Genomic DNA, 16,138 nt, shown 5'->3' on the forward strand with positions numbered 1-16,138 from the left:
GATCAGGCGACTCCTTCGCTGCTGCGTCCGTTGCTCCGGTACGACTCCCAGGTCCAGCCGAGGGTGCGCCGGGCCATGACCCCGACCGCGTGTCTGCGGTAGCGCGCGGTACCGCGCACATCGTCGATCGGGTCGCAGGCCGCGGCGGCGAGGTCGGCGAACCGCCGGACGAGGGACGGGGTCAGGGGCGTGCCGGCGCCCCAGAACCCGCCCTCGTCGAGCGCGGCCTCCAGGAAGGCCTCGGCCTCCTTCGCCCGGACGGGCGTGGGCGCGGCCGAACCGATGCCGGTGCGGACCGTGCGGGTGACCGGGTGCAGGGCCAGTCCGAAGGCGCAGACCGCGATGACCATGGCGTTGCGGGTGCCGGCCTTGGAGTACTGCTGCGGCCCGTCGGCCTTCCTGATGTGCACGGCCCGGATCAGTTCGTCGGGGGCGAGGGCGTTGCGCTTGACCCCGGTGTAGAAGGCGTCGATCGGGATCATCCGGGTCCCGCGCACGGACGCGGCCTCCACCTCGGCGCCCGCGGCGAGCAGCGCCGGGTGGGCGTCCCCGGCGGGCGAGGCGGTGCCCAGGTTGCCGCCGACGCCGCCGCGGTTGCGGATCTGCGGGGAGGCGACGGTGTGCGCGGCGAGCGCCAGGCCCGGCAGTTCGGCGCGCAGGTGCTCCATGATCCGGCTGTAGGGCACGCAGGCGCCGAGCCGTACGCTCTCCTCGCCCACCTCCCACTCGGACAGCTCGCCGACACGGTTCAGGTCCATGAGGTACTCGGGCCGCCGGCGGTCGAAGTTGATCTCGACCATCACGTCGGTGCCGCCCGCGATGGGCACGGCCGCGGGGTGCGCGGCCTTGGCGGCGAGCGCCTCCTCCCAGTCGGCGGGGCGAAGGAAGTCCATGGGCGGCTCTCTCTCCTCGGTCGGGGGCGTCGTTCACCGGGGCCGAGGGCCGACAGCCGCGGGCGGGAGCCGGGTCCGGGGCCGGTGGGCGGCCGGCGGTCCTCGACGGGTCGTCCCTGTGTCGTTATCGCGGCATGGGACCAAGTACACAAGCGGTGCTCCACCCGGTGCAGTCACCGAAACCATGAAGGCATTGGCCGGTCGTTCTCGTCGTCTTGTAGATTCGAACGAATGGCGGGGATCGGTGGTCTCACCGCATCACCCGGTTTCCACCCGCACCAACGAACGAGATCGGCGGCGACGAGATGCGGCTGCGCGCACTGCTGGAGACCGACGCGCTGGGCCTGCGACTGCTCGGCGGCGAGGACGAACTGGACCGGCCCGTACGCGGCGTGATGACCACGGACCTGCGCGATCCCAGCCGGTATCTTTCGGGCGGCGAGCTGGTCCTGACCGGGCTGGCCTGGCGGCGCGACGCGGCGGATTCGGAGCCGTTCGTGCGCATTCTGGCGGAGTCCGGGGTCGCCGGGCTCGCGGCGGGTGAGGCGGAGCTGGGGAACGTGCCCGGCGATCTGGTGGCGGCCTGCTCGCGGCACCGTATGCCGCTCTTCGCCGTTCACGAGACGGTCGCGTTCGCGATGATCACCGAGCACGTGGTGCGCCAGGTGTCCGGCGAGCGCGCGGGCGATCTTGCCGCGGTGGTGGACCGCCATCGCAGGCTGATGACGTCGGGGCCGGCCGGTGGCGGCCCGGACGTGGTGCTCGATCTGCTCGGTTCCGATCTCGACCTGCGGGCCTGGGTGCTCTCCCCCACCGGGCGGCGGATCGCGGGCGCCGGCGCCGCGCCGCTGCCGGCGCCGGTCGGCGCGGCGCTCGCCGGCCGCCATCTGGCCGCCACCCGCGCCGGGCACCGGCCCCCGCACCGGGCCGTGGTCGACGACACCGCCTACGCGCTGCTGCCGATCCGGGGCACCGTACGGGGGGAGGACCCGGCCCCCGGGGACGTGCGCGCGTCGGCGCTGTCGGACTGGCTGCTCGCGGTCGAGGCGGACCCGAGCGACTGGCCGGCGGCCCGGCTGGACCTGCTCCAGGGCGTCACTCAGCTGATCGCGGTCGAACGGGACCGGCGCGACGCGGCCCGTACGGTACGCCGCAGGCTCGCCCAGGAAGTCGTGGAGCTGGTCCAGTCGGGGGCGCCGCCCGCCGAGATCGCCGCCCGGCTGCGGGTCGCCGCCCCGGTGCTGCTGCCGGGGCTGGGGGCGGCACCGCGGTGGCAGGTCGTGGTGGCCTGTGTCGAGTGGGACGGCGCGGAGGGCGAGGCCCCGAAGGGCGGCGGCCCCGCCGTCGCGGGCGGCTCGGTCGCGCAGGCGCTGCTGGAGGAGATCCTGGTGGACCCTGGGGCCACCGGGCCCGACCCCGCCGACCGGATAGCCGTCGCCGACACGGGCGAGGAGGCGGTGGCGCTCGTGCCCCTGCCCGCCGGAGGCGGACCGGAGCCCGCCGACGAGGCCCCCTCGCTGCACGCGGACGTCCTGCTCGCGGCCGTCCGCGAACCGCTCTCCGCGGGCCTGGCCGACGACGGCCGGCTCACCCTGGGGGTCAGCGCGGCCGTGCACTCGCCCGAGGGCCTGCGCGGCGCGCTGGAGGAGGCACGGCACGCGCGCCGGGTGGCGGCGGCCCGCCCCGGCCGGGTCTGTGCCGCCGGGCACCACGAACTGGCCTCGCACGTCCTGCTGCTGCCGTTCGTCCCGGACGACGTGCGCCGCGCGTTCACCGCACGGCTGCTCGACCCCTTGCGCGACTACGACCGGCGCCACCGCGCGGAGTTGATTCCGACCCTGGAGGCGTTCCTGGACTGCGACGGCTCCTGGACCCGCTGCGCGTCCCGGCTCCACCTCCATGTCAACACCCTGCGCTACCGGGTCGGCCGAATCGAGCAGTTGACGGGGCGTGATCTCTCACGTCTGGAGGACAAGCTCGATTTCTTCCTCGCCCTGCGTATGAGCTGATGCCGGTCCCGCCGGACCCCGGCCTCATGCCGCCGTTTGTGAAAAAATTCACCTGACATCGTGACGCCCTCTTGGCCCGGCGTGCCCATCCGTGCTGAGATGCCGCCCAGACTCAACTGCTCGACGGCGCGCTAGGGGAGGGCAATGTGGCGCATTCCGCCATGTCTGGTTCCGGCACCACAGCAGATGACGATCCGCCGCTCCGGACCGCGGTATGGCGCCTGCGGTCCCGAGCCTGCTGGACGGACGCCGCCGCTCTGCTCGAACACGACGCCGCCGCCGACCCGGCCACGGCGCTCCAGCGGACCGCGCTGCTGACCGAGCGCTGCCTGTACACCGGGCAGGGCTGGACCGAGGCCGAGGACGCCCTGCGCACGGCCGAGGCGCTGGCCCACGACGACGCCGAGCGCGGCGCCGCCGCCTGCGAGCGCGGCCACCTGGCATACGCCTCGACGCTCCTGGGGGTACGGGACCGGGCGGACGAGGCCAGTGTCGCCCTGAGCCGGGCCGCGGCGCTCCTCTCGCCGACCGCCCCGGGCCGCCCGCTGCTGGACTTCCGCCGCGGGCTGATCGCGCAGAACATCGCCGACTCCCCCCAGGCGGCGCGCGCCGCGTACCGCAGGGCCCACGCCGGCGCCGCCGCCCAGGGCGACGCGTTACTCCTCTCCTCCACCTGGCGCCATCTCGCGCTGCTCGATCTGCGGGAGGGCGAACGGGCTCAGGCACGGCACGGCTTCGCCGAGTGCCTGCGGCTGAGGGAAGAGCTGGGCTATCTGATCGGTACGGCCCCGGCTCTCATCGCCCTCGCGGACGCCGAACCGGAGCCCGAGACGGCGATCCGGCTGCGGGCCGAGGCGGGCCGGCTCTTCCGGCTGCTCGGGGGCGTACCGACGTGGCTGGCCCCGTACCTTGACCCGCCGTCGCCGAAGACCGCCGAGGCGAACTGAGCCGCGGGCCCGGCGCCCGCGGCGACGGCGCCGGAGCCCCTCCGGTCCGGATCCGGCCGTGCGGGCGCAGGGCCCTGTGGTCCGCGTCCCCGCCGCTCCCGTCGTCCCCGCCTCACGAAGGACCGCGCGCTCAGGTGCGTGACGAAACCCGCCCCGGGCGGGGCGGGGCGGACGGGACCGCACCGGTTCAGCCCGCGGCGCCGGTGAAGTGCTCGCGCGCCAGGGACTGCACGGCGGCGAGGTCCTGGGCGATGAGCGCGTCGAGCAGCGCCGCGTGCTCGGAGGCGTCGGCCAGGAGGGCGGCACGGCCGCCCGCGGACGTGGCCGCGCGCGGCCACTGGGCGCGGCGGTGCAGGTCGTCCGCGACCCTCACCAGTTCTTCGTTGCCGCAGAGCGAGAGCACGGCGCCGTGGAACGCCCGGTCGGCCTCGGCGTAGCCCGCACGGTCCCCCAGCGCGGCCGCGGTCGCGGTGGCCTCGGCGAGCGGGCGCAGGGCGCGCCAGCGGGCGGGCGGGACCGTCCGGGCGAGCCGCAGCATGACGGGGACCTCGATCAGGACCCGTACCTCGGCGAGCTGGGCGAGTTCGCGCGGATCCCGCAGGGACACCCGGAAGCCGCGGTTCGGCACGACCTCGACGGCGCCTTCGACGGCCAGCCGGTGCATCGCCTCGCGCACCGGGGTCGCGGACACCCCGAAGCGCGCGCCGAGGGCCGGGGCGGAGTACACCTCCCCGGGCACCAGCCGGCCGTCGGCCAGGGCGGCCCGCAGGGCGTCCAGGACCTGGCCGCGCACCGAGTGGCGCCGCACCGCGGGGCGCGGGGGCGGGGGTGCGGGTGGCTGGGCGTGGGCCGGCTCGGTATGGGTGTGCTCGCCCCGGACCTGGTCCGGCACGCGTTCGGGGCGCGGCTGCTCGCCCCGCGCCTGTCCGGGTACCCGCACGGAGGCGGGCACGGTCGGTGGTCGCGTCTGCCCACGCGTTCTGCCCTGCTCCACTCGGACCTCCCCGGTCTGCCGTGGGCGCGGCTCGCGTGCGCCATGCCCCCCGGTTGCACGATAGGCGGAGCGGGCCGCAGTTCACACATCGATCAACTCGGGTAAGGTAAGCCTTACCTGCAAGCATCGTGATTTCGGCGGTCCCGCATGACACTTCCCGCCCTGCGTCCCGGCGCCCCCGCGTCCGCCGTCTCGGACGCGTACACGCGCCTGGCCGAGGTCTTCCCCGGGCTGCGCGCGAACGTGCTCCCGGACGGCCAGGAGACGCCCCGGGGCACCGGCTGGGTGCGCGCGGACGAGCTCGCGGAGGGCGGTGACGCGCTCGACGCGTTCCTGGACTGGGACCACGCGCAGATGGTGCGGGACTACGACCGGCGGCCCCGCCCCGACGTGGTCGCCGGCTTCGGCCTGCACCGCTATGCCTGGCCCGCCTGCCTGCTGGTGACGGTGCCGTGGTTCCTGCACCGCCGGGTGCCCCGGATCCCCGTCGAGAGCGTGTCGTTCCAGCGGGAGCTGGGCCGTATGAGCGTCCGGGTGACGGAGTTCGCCTGCCTCCCGGACGATCCGGCGGCCGTGCTGCCGGGTGCCCGGCCGGTCCCCGACGAGGCGGCGCTGCGAGACGCGGTGCTCGCCGCCGTGGCCGAGCACATGGGCCCCGTGCTGGACGGCTTCCAGCCGCGGATGCGGCGCGGCAGACGGGCACTGTGGGGCATGGCGACGGACGAGGTCGTCGAGGGCCTCTGGTACATCGCGCATCTGCTCGGCGAGGAACGGCGGGCGATGGCCGAGCTGGAGGCGCTGCTGCCGGGCAGCGCGAAGCCGTATGTCGGCACGGCGGGCTTCCGCGAACTGGCGGGTCCGAACGGCGAATCGCTCCCCACCCGCGACCGGGTGAGCTGCTGCCTCTTCTACACTCTGCGTCCGGACGACACCTGCGTCACCTGCCCCCGCACCTGTGACGCCGACCGGGTACGGAAACTGACGCCAGGTCACTGATCCACGCCGCTCGAACGGGTAGTACTATTCGAACGCACTTCACAGGCCGCGTACGGATATTCGATCATATCCCGGCTATCCGTATGCGCTGCCGACCCAATGGCGTTCTCTTGTCCCGAAACCCCCTGTGTGTGATGAGGTTTCGGCAATCATGGCGCCCGAAATGCCCTACGTGACGCAAGGGACCGCGCATGAGACTGACCGACATATCGCTGAATTGGCTGCTTCCGGGCGCCGTGCTGCTCCTGGGAGTCCTCGCGGCGGTGGCGGTGGTCGTACGCGGCAAGCGCGCCGCCGACAAGTCCGCTACCGAGGACAGCTGGGAGCGCAGCGAGGAGCGCCGCAGGCGCAAGGAGGCGATGTACGCCATCGCCTCCTACGTCCTGCTCTTCTGCTGTGCGGCGGTCGCAGCCGCGCTCTCCTTCCACGGACTCGTGGGCTTCGGCAGGCAGAACCTCAACCTCTCCGGGGGCTGGGAGTACCTCGTTCCGTTCGGCCTCGACGGGGCCGCGATGTTCTGCTCCGTCCTCGCGGTGCGCGAGGCCAGCCACGGTGACGCGGCGCTCGGTTCGCGGCTGCTCGTGTGGCTGTTCGCCGGCGCCGCCGCCTGGTTCAACTGGGTGCACGCCCCGAGGGGCGTGGACCACGCGGGCGCTCCGCAGTTCTTCGCGGGGATGTCGCTGTCGGCGGCCGTGCTCTTCGACCGCGCGCTGAAGCAGACCCGCCGGGCCGCGCTGCGCGAGCAGGGCCTGGTGCCGCGCCCGCTGCCGCAGATCCGCATCGTGCGGTGGCTGCGTGCTCCCCGCGAGACCTTCGGCGCCTGGTCGCTGATGCTGCTGGAGGGCGTGCGCACCCTGGACGAAGCGGTCGAGGAGGTGCGTGAGGACCGGCGGCAGAAGGACCAGGAGCGGCTCCGCAGGAAGGAACAGGCCAAGCTGGACCGGGCCCACATCAAGGCACTGAACCGGCAGAACCGCGCCTGGAGCCGGATCGGCCGCGGCGGCACCCAGGTGGAGGTCCAGCCGCTCCCTCCTACGGCGGGAGCCGCCCAGTCGACCGCGGAGCCGGTCATACCGGAACAAGGCGAGCTCCCCTTGCGGCCGCGACCATCCCTGCAGGCCGTGACGGGCGCGAGCCGGAGGGCCGGTGACCCGGTCGTCGACCTCACGGCCGAGGACGACACCCAGGCGCTGCCCCGGCTCGACTCCCTGGAGCGCAAGCTGAAGGACCTGGAGCAGCAGTTCGGCTGATCCTCCGCACGAGAGGCCCTGAAGCCCGGTCGGTTCCGGGCCTCAGGGCCTTTCTCCGTTCAGCTCGAACCAGACGACCTTGCCCAGGACTCGCGCGTCGATCCCCCAGGCGTCCGCGAGGCTCCGGACGAGGATCAGCCCCCGGCCGTGCGTACCGTCGTCGGCGTCCGGTACGTACGACAGGGGCGGAAGCGGCCCGAAGTCCCTGACCTCCACGCGGAGTCCGGCGGGGGTCAGACTCGCCGTGACGACCGCTCCGTGTCTCGTGTGGATCAGCGCGTTGGTCACCAGCTCGCTGAGCAGCAGCTCCGCCGCCCCGGTCGGCTCGGCCCGCCATCGGTGGCGCAGCAACTCCCGTAGCGCACGGCGGACGTCACTGACACCCGCCAGGTCGGCGTGCGCCATTCTCCTGCGCATCCGGACCGGCTCGCGCCCCCACGCCTTCCGTGGCGGCCCCACCCCCTCGATCGTGCGACCGGCACCTTCCTGACGCTCCGTCTTCTCCCCCGCGCGCACGGTGGACCGCCCCCTGTTCGTCGTCTCGCCGGGCTCCTTCTCGGAACACGTCCTCGGGGATGCATGCCCCGCGGGCGGGCCGTCACGCTTGCCGGAGCGCCCCTATGTGAATGCGTGCACGAGCGGACCCGTGCCCCGGACACAGAGGCGTCACATTTCCAACCCTGCGGTTAACTTCTACAGAATTCCCATGAGTTGGCGTTGACGAGCCCTCATCTACGCGCGTCATCATGGTGGTCATGAGAATCCCCCCACGGATCACCACGCTCGGCGGCGCCGCAGCCCTCCTGTCCGCCCTCCTCATCGGCGGCTCCGTCACCACGGCCGCCACCGCCGCCTCCGCCTCGGTCGGCAGCATCTGCTACTCGGGCCTGCCCGCCCAGGCACACGACACCCTCGATCTGATCGACGCGGGCGGGCCGTTCCCGTACCGTCAGGACGGTTCCGTCTTCCAGAACCGTGAAGGCGTCCTGCCGAAGCAGCGCACCGGCTACTACCACGAGTACACGGTCATCACTCCCGGCGCTCCGACCCGGGGCGCGCGACGCGTCGTCACCGGCGATCAGGTACGGGAGGGCTACTACACCAGCGACCACTACGCCACCTTCGACCTGATCGACCGCGGCTGCTGAATCCCGGCCCCGAACCGATCCGCGCCGCCACCCCCCACCACCGCCCGCGGCGCGGATCACGGTCCGGCGCGGGCGGCCCAGCCGCCGCCGGGCCTGTAGCCTCCGGCCATGACCGTGACCTATGTGATCGACGGCTCCCGGGTCACCGGCCTGAAGGAGTTCTGGACCGTCATCGGCGAGGCCGTGAACGGTCCCGGCGGATATTTCGGCCGCAACTTCGACGCCCTGGCGGACTGCCTGAGCGGCGGGATGGGCACCCCCGACGACGGCGACTTCGTCTTCGAGTGGCGGGACCACGCGCTCTCCGCACGGGCCCTGGGCCACGAGGAGACGACCCGTCAGCTACGGCGGAGCCTGGAGCGGGCGCATCCCACCAACCGGCCCGCGATGCGGAAGCGGCTCGACGAGGCCCTGGCCGGACGGGGGCCGACGCTCTTCGACCTGATCGTGGAGATCCTGGCGGACGACGCGACGCCCGGCACGCTGCGGCTGTCGTGAGCCCCGGGCCGTGTCCGGCGGACGGGGCCCGGGGGACGGCACCGGCCGGCCGAGCGGAACATCACTCGGCCGGCCGACCGTGGGGGTCGTGAGGATCAGAACTCGGTGGTGACCTCGGCGCCGTCGAACTTCTCGTTGCCGTAGAGGCTGATGAAGTGGTAGCCGGGCGCCGGGTTGTCGACGGTCAGGGTGTGCTCGTTGCCCGCCCCGACGGACTTGTCGGTGTTGACCTTGGTGGTCGCCCATTCCTTCGAGCTGTAGTAGAGGTCGGCGTCACCTGTACCGCCGGACGAAGTGATCTTCAGCTGGGTGGTGCCGGCCGGGATGACGACGGCCAGGTGGGCGTAGTCGCCCTTGACGGCCTTCAGCCCGCTGCGCATGCAGTTCCGGCCCAACATCCGGGTGTCGGCGTCCTTGCACTCGGTGACCTCACCGGGCGAGGTGGTGGACCCGCCGAAGAACTCGGTGGTGACCTTGGCGCCGTCGAACTTCTCGTTGCCGTGGAGGCTGATGAAGTGGTAGCCGGGCGCCGGGTTGTCGACGGTCAGGGTGTGCTCGTTGCCCGCCCCGACGGACTTGTCGGTGTTGACCTTGGTGGTCGCCCATTCCTTCGAGCTGTAGTAGAGGTCGGCGTCACCTGTACCGCCGGACGAAGTGATCTTCAGCTGGGTGGTGCCGGCCGGGATGACGACGGCCAGGTAGGCGTAGTCGCCCTTGTCGGCCTTCAGCCCGCTGCGCATGCAGTTGCGGCCCAGCATCCGGGTGTCGGCGTCCTTGCACTCGGTGACCTCACCGGGCGGGTTGGTGGACCCGCCGCCGCAGGCACCGGCCGCGCAGGCGGTCAGCCAGGTGTTCCAGTCGGCGTCGTAACGGTTGCCTATGGTCGACGTGAGCAGGGTGCGGGCACCGTCCCAGTCGCCCTTGCGGTAAAGGCCGAGCAGGGTGTCGACGTCCGAGCGGTGGGATTCGAGCATGTAACGGACGGCCAGGTAGCCCCAGTTGTACACGCGGGTCTGGTCGGCGTTGTCGTAGGTGGTGTCGAACAGGGTGCCCAGGGTGTAGGTGTGGTTCGCGGCCTGGGCGATGGCGGCCTCATAGGCGAGCTTGCGGTACGAGTAGGAGATGTACTCCGCGAAGCCCTCGACCCACCAGACGGTCGGCGTGGTCATTCCGGCCTCGAAGTCGCCGTACATGTTGTAGCGGCCGTCGAGGTAGTGCGTGTACTCGTGGTTGAGGTTCCAGACCTCGAAGTCCGGGCGGGCCCACTCGGCCTCGTAGGCGATGAACCGGGGCTGGTTGCCCTCGACCGTGGGGTCGCCCTCCAGGTACATGCCGCCGTTGTTGGTGTCGATGCCGAAGATCACTCCGGCGTAGGTCTGGTAGTCGGTGCTGGAGTCGAAGACCACGACCTCGATGGTCTTGTTGTTGTCGTCGGCGACCGGGCCGTTGTCCCGGGCCACCTCGTGGAAGTAGGCGTCCTGGTTGCGCAGGCTGGTGCAGCTGGCCTCAAGTTCCTCCGCGGCCATGTCCTGCGCCCGGATGGTGATGCTGTCACTACAGGTGTGCTTCACCGGCAGGACGGCCTTCTCAAGACGCTCCGCGAGGTCACAGGCGCCGTAGGTCGAGCAGTTGTCCTTGTCGTAGGCGTCGACCATCATGGCCAGGCTGACCCAGAGCGGTGCGGTGGGGCCGTCGAGGGAGCTCTTGCTCATCAGGTCGGCCGCGAGCGGGCTCGCCTTGGCGCGCAGCGAGTCCTCCTTGAGGAAACGGCCGAGCTCGAGTCCCGCGTTGGAGGCCAGGAACGACTGCTTGGTGCCCAGCAGGTCGAGGTGGTTCGCGGCGAAGTCGTGCAGGGAGTTCAGCACACTGGAATCGGCCTCGATGGCGCTGATGAACTCGGGCACCTGGTGACCGCGGAACATGATCGTGTACACGTTGTTCACGGCGTTGAGCATGTACCAGGAGCTGTTGTACGACTCGTCGTAGTCGGCCAGCATCCGCTTGACGATGTTCAGGTAGCGGGCGTTCTCCTCGGCGCTGTCGACGAGCGTGACGGCCTCTGCCAGGGTCTCGCCGTTGCCATCGGTGACATCGAAGGCGTGCGGTGAGGCGAAGAAGGCGTCGAGCCCGCCCTGGATGGCCGTGCGCAGCCTCGGCCCGTAGTCGCCCACGGTGTCAGGGTCGTAGTACTGCACGTAGTAGCCGGCCCGGAGGTAGAGGACCAGTTGGGGCATGCCGGTGCTGCTGTTTCCCGGGTAGGCGGCCGATCCGTCGCGCATCGCGTTGGCGATGGTGACCATCTGCTCCTCGCGGAAGGCCAGATAGCCGTCATTGCCCTTGACCCGGAACAGCGTGTTGACGCAGTCGGTCGTCGACGACTTGACCTGCTCGACCAAGGCGCTTCCGGTGCGGCTGGTGAAGTCGCTGACCTGGCACTCCGCCGCGGTCGTGCCGGACTTTGCGCCACGGGCCCGTGCCGCGGCCTTCATCGACGGTGCGGGATGGCTCGGAGCCATCGCGCGCGGGTCGTCGTAGTCGCGTCGCAGCGCGTCCTTGGACGCGGACAGCGGTGGCCGGTCGGCCGCGTCCCGGGCCTGACGGCCGACATGCGCGGAGTCGACGACGGGCGCGGTCGCCGCCTCGGCGGACGGGCCGCCGAGTTCGGGGAGATCACGGCCGTCGGCCGTGGCCGCCGCCACAGGGCGTTGCTCGGCAGCCTGCGTCGGAGCGGAGAGCATGCCCAGGCCCAGGCATGCTGCCAGGACCGCGGTGGATAGTCCGGTAAGCCTCTTTCGAACCGTTCGGTTCTTCACGTGCCGCCTCCCAGCGGTGGGTCAACCGCGCGACTGCGCGGGTGGGGGGTGATGAGGGAGCGGACCGGGGATGGCATGAGCACGCCCACTCCCCCCTCAGCGCGCTGTACAATGGCACATGTCACATGCTCTTAGGAAGCCCTCTTGCACACATTGCTTTTCAAGGCGGCTCACCGCCCGCTCAGGGGATTTCGTGCGACCATCCCGTACGCACCGGCCGCCACCGGCTCTCTCACCGAGGAACCGCCGTCCGAGCCGGAGCCCGAGCACCGCGTCCTGGACCGGGTCCGGGCTCCGCGTCCCGCCGAGAAGCCGAGGAGCGACGACCGTGCCCCATCCCTCTTTCGCTGCGCCCATCCGGACACCTGGGAGAGGCTGCCGACCGGCTCGCAGCCACCGACCCGGATACTGAGCGGCGCACGCCCTTCCACCGGTGAACTCCTGCTCCCCACCGGCCCGTCGCAGCCCGCACGCACGCCGGCGGCCTCGCCGGAAACGGTGCACGGCGGACTCCGTCTCGCCGATGGGCCCCGGGAGACCGGACGGACTACGTCGACGAGACGCTTTCCCCGTCCCTGCGCGGGATCGGCGTGCGGGTCGGGGACGACCGGGTGATCACGGCCGACGGCGCCCGGCTCCCGCCGCTCGACCCCGCCGCACCACCGACGGGGCCGAGGAATGGACGGCCGACCCGGAGGAACGGGCACTGTGGTCGAGAAGCGATCCGCGGACGGGCTGCGGAGGAATGAAGGCCGATGCCCGGTGTTCAGCTCCCGGCCGCCGCCCGGGACGTCGTCCCGGCGTCCCGGGCGACCGCACCTGCGCCCCGGACGTCGCCGTCGTCGGCCCGGATTGATCTGACAGGTGACCTGTGCGTCAGCATGCGCCTCTCGGCACCCGGTGCGTCACCGGCGAACACGAGATCGAGCAGTCGGACGTGCTCCTGGAAGGATGCGATCCGGACGCTCGGGTCGGCCGAGGGATATGCCACGCTCAGGGACGGGGCATATGGCGCAGGTTGGACCGGGCCATCTGGACCATCCGGCCGACGCCCCCGTCCAGCACGATCTTGCTGGCGGAGAGCGCGAAGCCGGTCACCATCTCGGCGCTGATCTTCGGCGGGATGGAGAGCGCGTTGGGGTCGGTGACGACGTCGACGAGGGCCGGCCCCTTGTGCTTGAAGGCGTCCTTGAGGGCGCTCTCCAACTGCTTCGGCTTCTCCACCCGCACGCCGTACGCCCCGGACGCGCGGGCCACGGCCGCGAAGTCCGGGTTCCTGTTGGCGGTGCCGAACGAGGGAAGACCCGCCACCAGCATCTCCAACTCCACCATGCTCAAAGACGAGTTGTTGAACAGGACCACCTTGACCGGCAGGTCGTACTGCACGAGGGTGAGGAAGTCGCCCATCAGCATGGTGAATCCACCGTCGCCGGACATCGAGACCACCTGCCGGTTCCGGTCGGTGAACTGGGCCCCGATGGCCTGCGGCAACGCGTTGGCCATCGAGCCGTGGCTGAACGAACCGATGACGCGACGTTTGCCGTTGGGTGAGATGTAGCGCGCGGCCCAGACGTTGCACATACCGGTGTCGACGGTGAACACGGCGTCTTCGTCGGCCAGTTCGTCCAGCACCGAGGCGACGTACTCGGGGTGGATCGGGATGTGCTTCTCGACCTTGCGGGTGTACGCCTTGACCACGCCTTCCAGCGCGTCCGCGTGCTTCTTCAGCATCCGGTCGAGGAACCTGCGGTCGGTCTTGGGCTTCACCCGCGGGGTCAGACAGCGCAGGGTCTCGCGCACATCGCCCCAGACCGCCAGATCCAGCTTGGAGCGACGGCCGAGGTGCTCGGGGCGCACATCGACCTGGACGATCTTCACATCGTCGGGGAGGAACGCTTGGTACGGGAAGTCGGTGCCGAGCAGGATGAGGAGGTCGCATTCGTTGGTCGCCTCGTAGGCGGCGCCGTAACCGAGCAGTCCGCTCATCCCGACGTCGTACGGATTGTCGTACTGGATCCACTCCTTGCCGCGCAGCGCGTGTCCGACCGGGGCCTTCACCCGCTCGGCGAACTCCATCACCTCGGCGTGGGCGCCCGCCGTGCCGCTGCCGCAGAACAGCGTCACCCGTCCGGCCTCGTCGACCATCCGGCAGAGCTTCTCGATCTCCTCGTCCCCGGGCCGCACCGTCGGCCGCGAGGTGACCAGGGCGTGTTCCACGGTCTTGTCCGGGGCGGGCTGGGAGGCGACGTCGCCCGGCATGGTGACCACACTGACCCCGCCTCGGCCGATCGCGTGCTGGATGGCCGTCTGGAGCAGCCGCGGCATCTGCCGGGGGTTGGAGATCATCTCGTTGTAGTGGCTGCACTCGCGGAACAGGAGGTCCGGATGGGTCTCCTGGAAGTAGCCGAGCCCGATCTCGGTCGACGGGATGTGCGAGGCCAGGGCGAGAACGGGTGCCATGGAGCGGTGGGCGTCATAGAGGCCGTTGATGAGGTGCAGGTTGCCGGGGCCGCAGGATCCGGCGCAGGCCGCCAGCGAACCGGTGATCTGGGCCTCGGCCCCTGCGGCGAACGCTGCGGTCTCCTCGTGCCTGACCTGGATCCATTCGATCGCCGAGTTGCGGCGGATGGCGTCGACGACCGGGTTGAGGCTGTCGCCGACGACGCCGTACATACGCCTCACGCCCGCCCGGGCGAGGATGTCGACGAACTGCTCCGACACGTTCTGCTTGGCCATGGGTGCGTACCCTTTCCGCGCTTTCGGCCTTCGGGCTCCGCATCCATCAACCCATGGTGTGCGCGGTTACGCCTCCCAGACGGCAGCGCTCGTACGGTCGTCGGAGTAGCCCTTCACCCTGAGCTGGGTGTCCGTGAGGAAGGCGGCGAGCCCGGGGGCCTCACCGCCGCTCCAGCGTCGGGCGAGTTCCCCGGCCAGTGCCGGCTCCCCGCGCAGCGGTGCGGCGAACCCGGGGCTGCACAGCAGCAGCACATCACCTGAGCGGGCTATCGACGCCTGGAAACGGAACGGTTCGGTGGCCGAACGGGCGGCCGTACTCTCCCGGTGGGGAGAGGGGACGCCGGACTCCGCCTCCTCGCCCTCCGCACGGACGGACCCGGCGGGAACGGCCGGTGCCAAGACCTCCGGTTCGATGTTCTGCCAGACGCCGTCGCGCAGGCGGAAGAGGCCGCCGTCACCGGCGCCGAAGAAGATCCTGGTACGGCAGTCGGGGTCGGCGGACAGCAGCAGGCAGCGCAGCCCCGCCGTGTATCTCTCCGGTTCGAGGCCCAGTTCGGCCGCGCGTGCGCGCAGTCGGCCGAATCCGCGATCGGTGAGCCGGTGCAGTCCGGACTTCAGCGCGTCGCGCCGTCCGGCCCTGATGTCCTCGGACAGCCGGAGGTGGCTGCGGCCGATCACTCCACCGATCCACCGGCAGACATCGGCCGCCGCCAGGTGCGCTCGCTCGGAGGTACGGACCCCGGTGGCGACGGCCACCAGGACGAGTGCCTGCCGGTCGGTGCCGAAGCGCGCGGTGAGCAGCGCGTCGCGCCGGTGCTCACCGCGGAACCGCGCGGAGTCCCCGCGCACGGAGGCGGCGCGCAGGGTGTACGTGCCGTACCGGGCCCCGTCGAGCACCGTGTCGGCCGCGACCAGACCGTCCAGCTCCTGGGGGACGGTGGAGGGCAGCGCCGAGGGTTCGGCGTCGTACGTGGGCGGCCGGTCGCCCACATGGCCGCTCACGGGGCGCGGGGCGGCAGCAGCCGACTCGCGCTCGCGCACGTCCTGGCGTGCCCCCGCCCCCGCCCCCGCCCCCGCCTCCGTTTCCTCCGCCCGCGCCTGCGCCGGGACGGTGGTGACCGCGTCCGCGGGCCGGCCGGCGACCGGTCGTCTCGGCAGGGGCGGCAGCGGGGCGGGCCGGTCGTTCGCGTCGGGCGCATCCGCATCGAGCTCCGCGGCGTCGGCGGACGGGGAGGGCGAGGAGGACATCGGTGGCTCCGCGCCCGCCGCCGGAGCCGCGATGGACGGTGCGGCGGGGACCGTCGCAGGATCGGCGGACTCCGGAGCCTCGGGGCCGGCCGTCCGCTCGGCGCCGGTTGCCGGACCGCCGGGCGACGGCGGCGCGGAAGCCGTCGGCGGATCGGCGGGCGACGGCGGCGCGGTGGATGCGGTGGGTGCGGTGAAGGTACGGGGATCCGGCGGCCCCGCCGACGCGGACCCCGGGGTCGGCGCGTTCCCCTCGGGCGGCTCCCAGGGAGCCCGCGTCCGTATCGCCCGGAGCGGCGCCGGAGCGGACGGGGCCGCCTCGTCGCTCCCCTCGTCGCTCCCCTCGTGCTCCACCCCGCCGACCGCCTTCGCCGCCGAGTCGAAGCGCTCGTCGAGACTGTCGCCCGCACCGCCCCCGGCGTGCGCGCCGCTCGTCGCGGTGTCCCCGGCGTCCTCGTCGTACAGCCTGCCCCACCAGTCGTCCTGGTCGGCGGGCCGTTCCCCCTGCTGGCTCATGCCCTTGATTGTCCACCGCACGGGACGCCCGGGAACGGCTCATCACAAAAACAGCGCATCCGGGGACTGGGCCATGAAAAAGGCCCGCCGGAC

General features: G+C 71.9%; 12 protein-coding genes and 1 pseudogene. 6 read left to right on the forward strand and 7 right to left on the reverse strand.

Going from position 1 to position 16,138, the window contains the following annotated elements:
- Nucleotides 1–2: 2 nt before the first annotated feature.
- Nucleotides 3–893 (reverse strand): FAD binding domain-containing protein, encoded by an 891-nt coding sequence (locus ACIHCL_RS22485; RefSeq protein WP_399864244.1) that lies wholly within the window; start codon nt 891–893, stop codon nt 3–5.
- 305 nt (nt 894–1,198) lie between these two features.
- On the opposite strand from ACIHCL_RS22485, the gene ACIHCL_RS22490 reads away from it, so the two are divergent.
- On the forward strand, nt 1,199–2,902 hold the full coding sequence (locus ACIHCL_RS22490) for a PucR family transcriptional regulator (RefSeq protein ID WP_399864245.1): 1,704 nt from the start codon (nt 1,199–1,201) through the stop codon (nt 2,900–2,902).
- A 161-nt stretch (nt 2,903–3,063) separates the two neighbouring features.
- On the forward strand, nt 3,064–3,849 hold the full coding sequence (locus ACIHCL_RS22495; RefSeq protein WP_399864246.1) for a hypothetical protein: 786 nt from the start codon (nt 3,064–3,066) through the stop codon (nt 3,847–3,849).
- A gap of 187 nt (nt 3,850–4,036) precedes the next feature.
- Here ACIHCL_RS22495 and ACIHCL_RS22500 read toward each other — a convergent pair whose 3' ends face one another.
- Nucleotides 4,037–4,843 carry a GntR family transcriptional regulator gene (locus ACIHCL_RS22500; protein ID WP_399864247.1) on the reverse strand — a complete coding sequence of 269 codons (807 nt, stop codon included), beginning with the start codon at nt 4,841–4,843 and terminating at the stop codon, nt 4,037–4,039.
- Nucleotides 4,844–4,990: 147 nt separating this feature from the next.
- Between ACIHCL_RS22500 and ACIHCL_RS22505 the strand changes: the two genes are divergently transcribed.
- Complete coding sequence (locus tag ACIHCL_RS22505; RefSeq protein WP_399864249.1) at nt 4,991–5,839, forward strand: (2Fe-2S)-binding protein; 849 nt, start codon at nt 4,991–4,993, stop codon at nt 5,837–5,839.
- Between the two features lie 191 nt (nt 5,840–6,030).
- The gene (locus tag ACIHCL_RS22510; protein ID WP_399864250.1) at nt 6,031–7,089 is read left to right on the forward strand and encodes a DUF2637 domain-containing protein; all 1,059 of its coding nucleotides are present in this window, start codon (nt 6,031–6,033) and stop codon (nt 7,087–7,089) included.
- 42 nt (nt 7,090–7,131) lie between these two features.
- On the opposite strand, the gene ACIHCL_RS22515 is transcribed toward ACIHCL_RS22510, so the two are convergent.
- Nucleotides 7,132–7,494, reverse strand: coding sequence for an ATP-binding protein (locus tag ACIHCL_RS22515; RefSeq protein ID WP_399864251.1), 363 nt, complete (start codon nt 7,492–7,494; stop codon nt 7,132–7,134).
- Nucleotides 7,495–7,844: 350 nt separating this feature from the next.
- Between ACIHCL_RS22515 and ACIHCL_RS22520 the strand changes: the two genes are divergently transcribed.
- Nucleotides 7,845–8,237: a ribonuclease domain-containing protein gene (locus ACIHCL_RS22520; RefSeq protein ID WP_399864253.1), complete on the forward strand. Its 393-nt coding sequence runs from the start codon at nt 7,845–7,847 to the stop codon at nt 8,235–8,237.
- Between the two features lie 108 nt (nt 8,238–8,345).
- Nucleotides 8,346–8,735, forward strand: a complete 390-nt coding sequence (locus tag ACIHCL_RS22525; protein WP_399864255.1) for a barstar family protein — start codon at nt 8,346–8,348, stop codon at nt 8,733–8,735.
- Nucleotides 8,736–8,830: 95 nt separating this feature from the next.
- Here ACIHCL_RS22525 and ACIHCL_RS22530 read toward each other — a convergent pair whose 3' ends face one another.
- From ACIHCL_RS22530 to ACIHCL_RS22545, 4 genes and pseudogenes are all read right to left on the reverse strand, one after another.
- Complete coding sequence (locus ACIHCL_RS22530) at nt 8,831–9,133, reverse strand: PPC domain-containing protein (protein ID WP_399864404.1); 303 nt, start codon at nt 9,131–9,133, stop codon at nt 8,831–8,833.
- Nucleotides 9,134–9,193: 60 nt separating this feature from the next.
- Nucleotides 9,194–11,548 (reverse strand): annotated as a pseudogene (locus ACIHCL_RS22535) (M9 family metallopeptidase); the annotation flags it as partial.
- A gap of 993 nt (nt 11,549–12,541) precedes the next feature.
- Nucleotides 12,542–14,284 carry a pyruvate dehydrogenase gene (locus ACIHCL_RS22540; RefSeq protein WP_399864256.1) on the reverse strand — a complete coding sequence of 581 codons (1,743 nt, stop codon included), beginning with the start codon at nt 14,282–14,284 and terminating at the stop codon, nt 12,542–12,544.
- Between the two features lie 66 nt (nt 14,285–14,350).
- A complete protein-coding gene (locus ACIHCL_RS22545) occupies nt 14,351–16,045 on the reverse strand; it encodes a protein phosphatase 2C domain-containing protein (protein ID WP_399864257.1) in 1,695 nt (564 codons plus the stop codon).
- Nucleotides 16,046–16,138 lie beyond the last annotated feature (93 nt).

This window comes from Streptomyces sp. NPDC052042 (genome assembly GCF_044548345.1).
Lineage (GTDB): Bacteria > Actinomycetota > Actinomycetes > Streptomycetales > Streptomycetaceae > Streptomyces.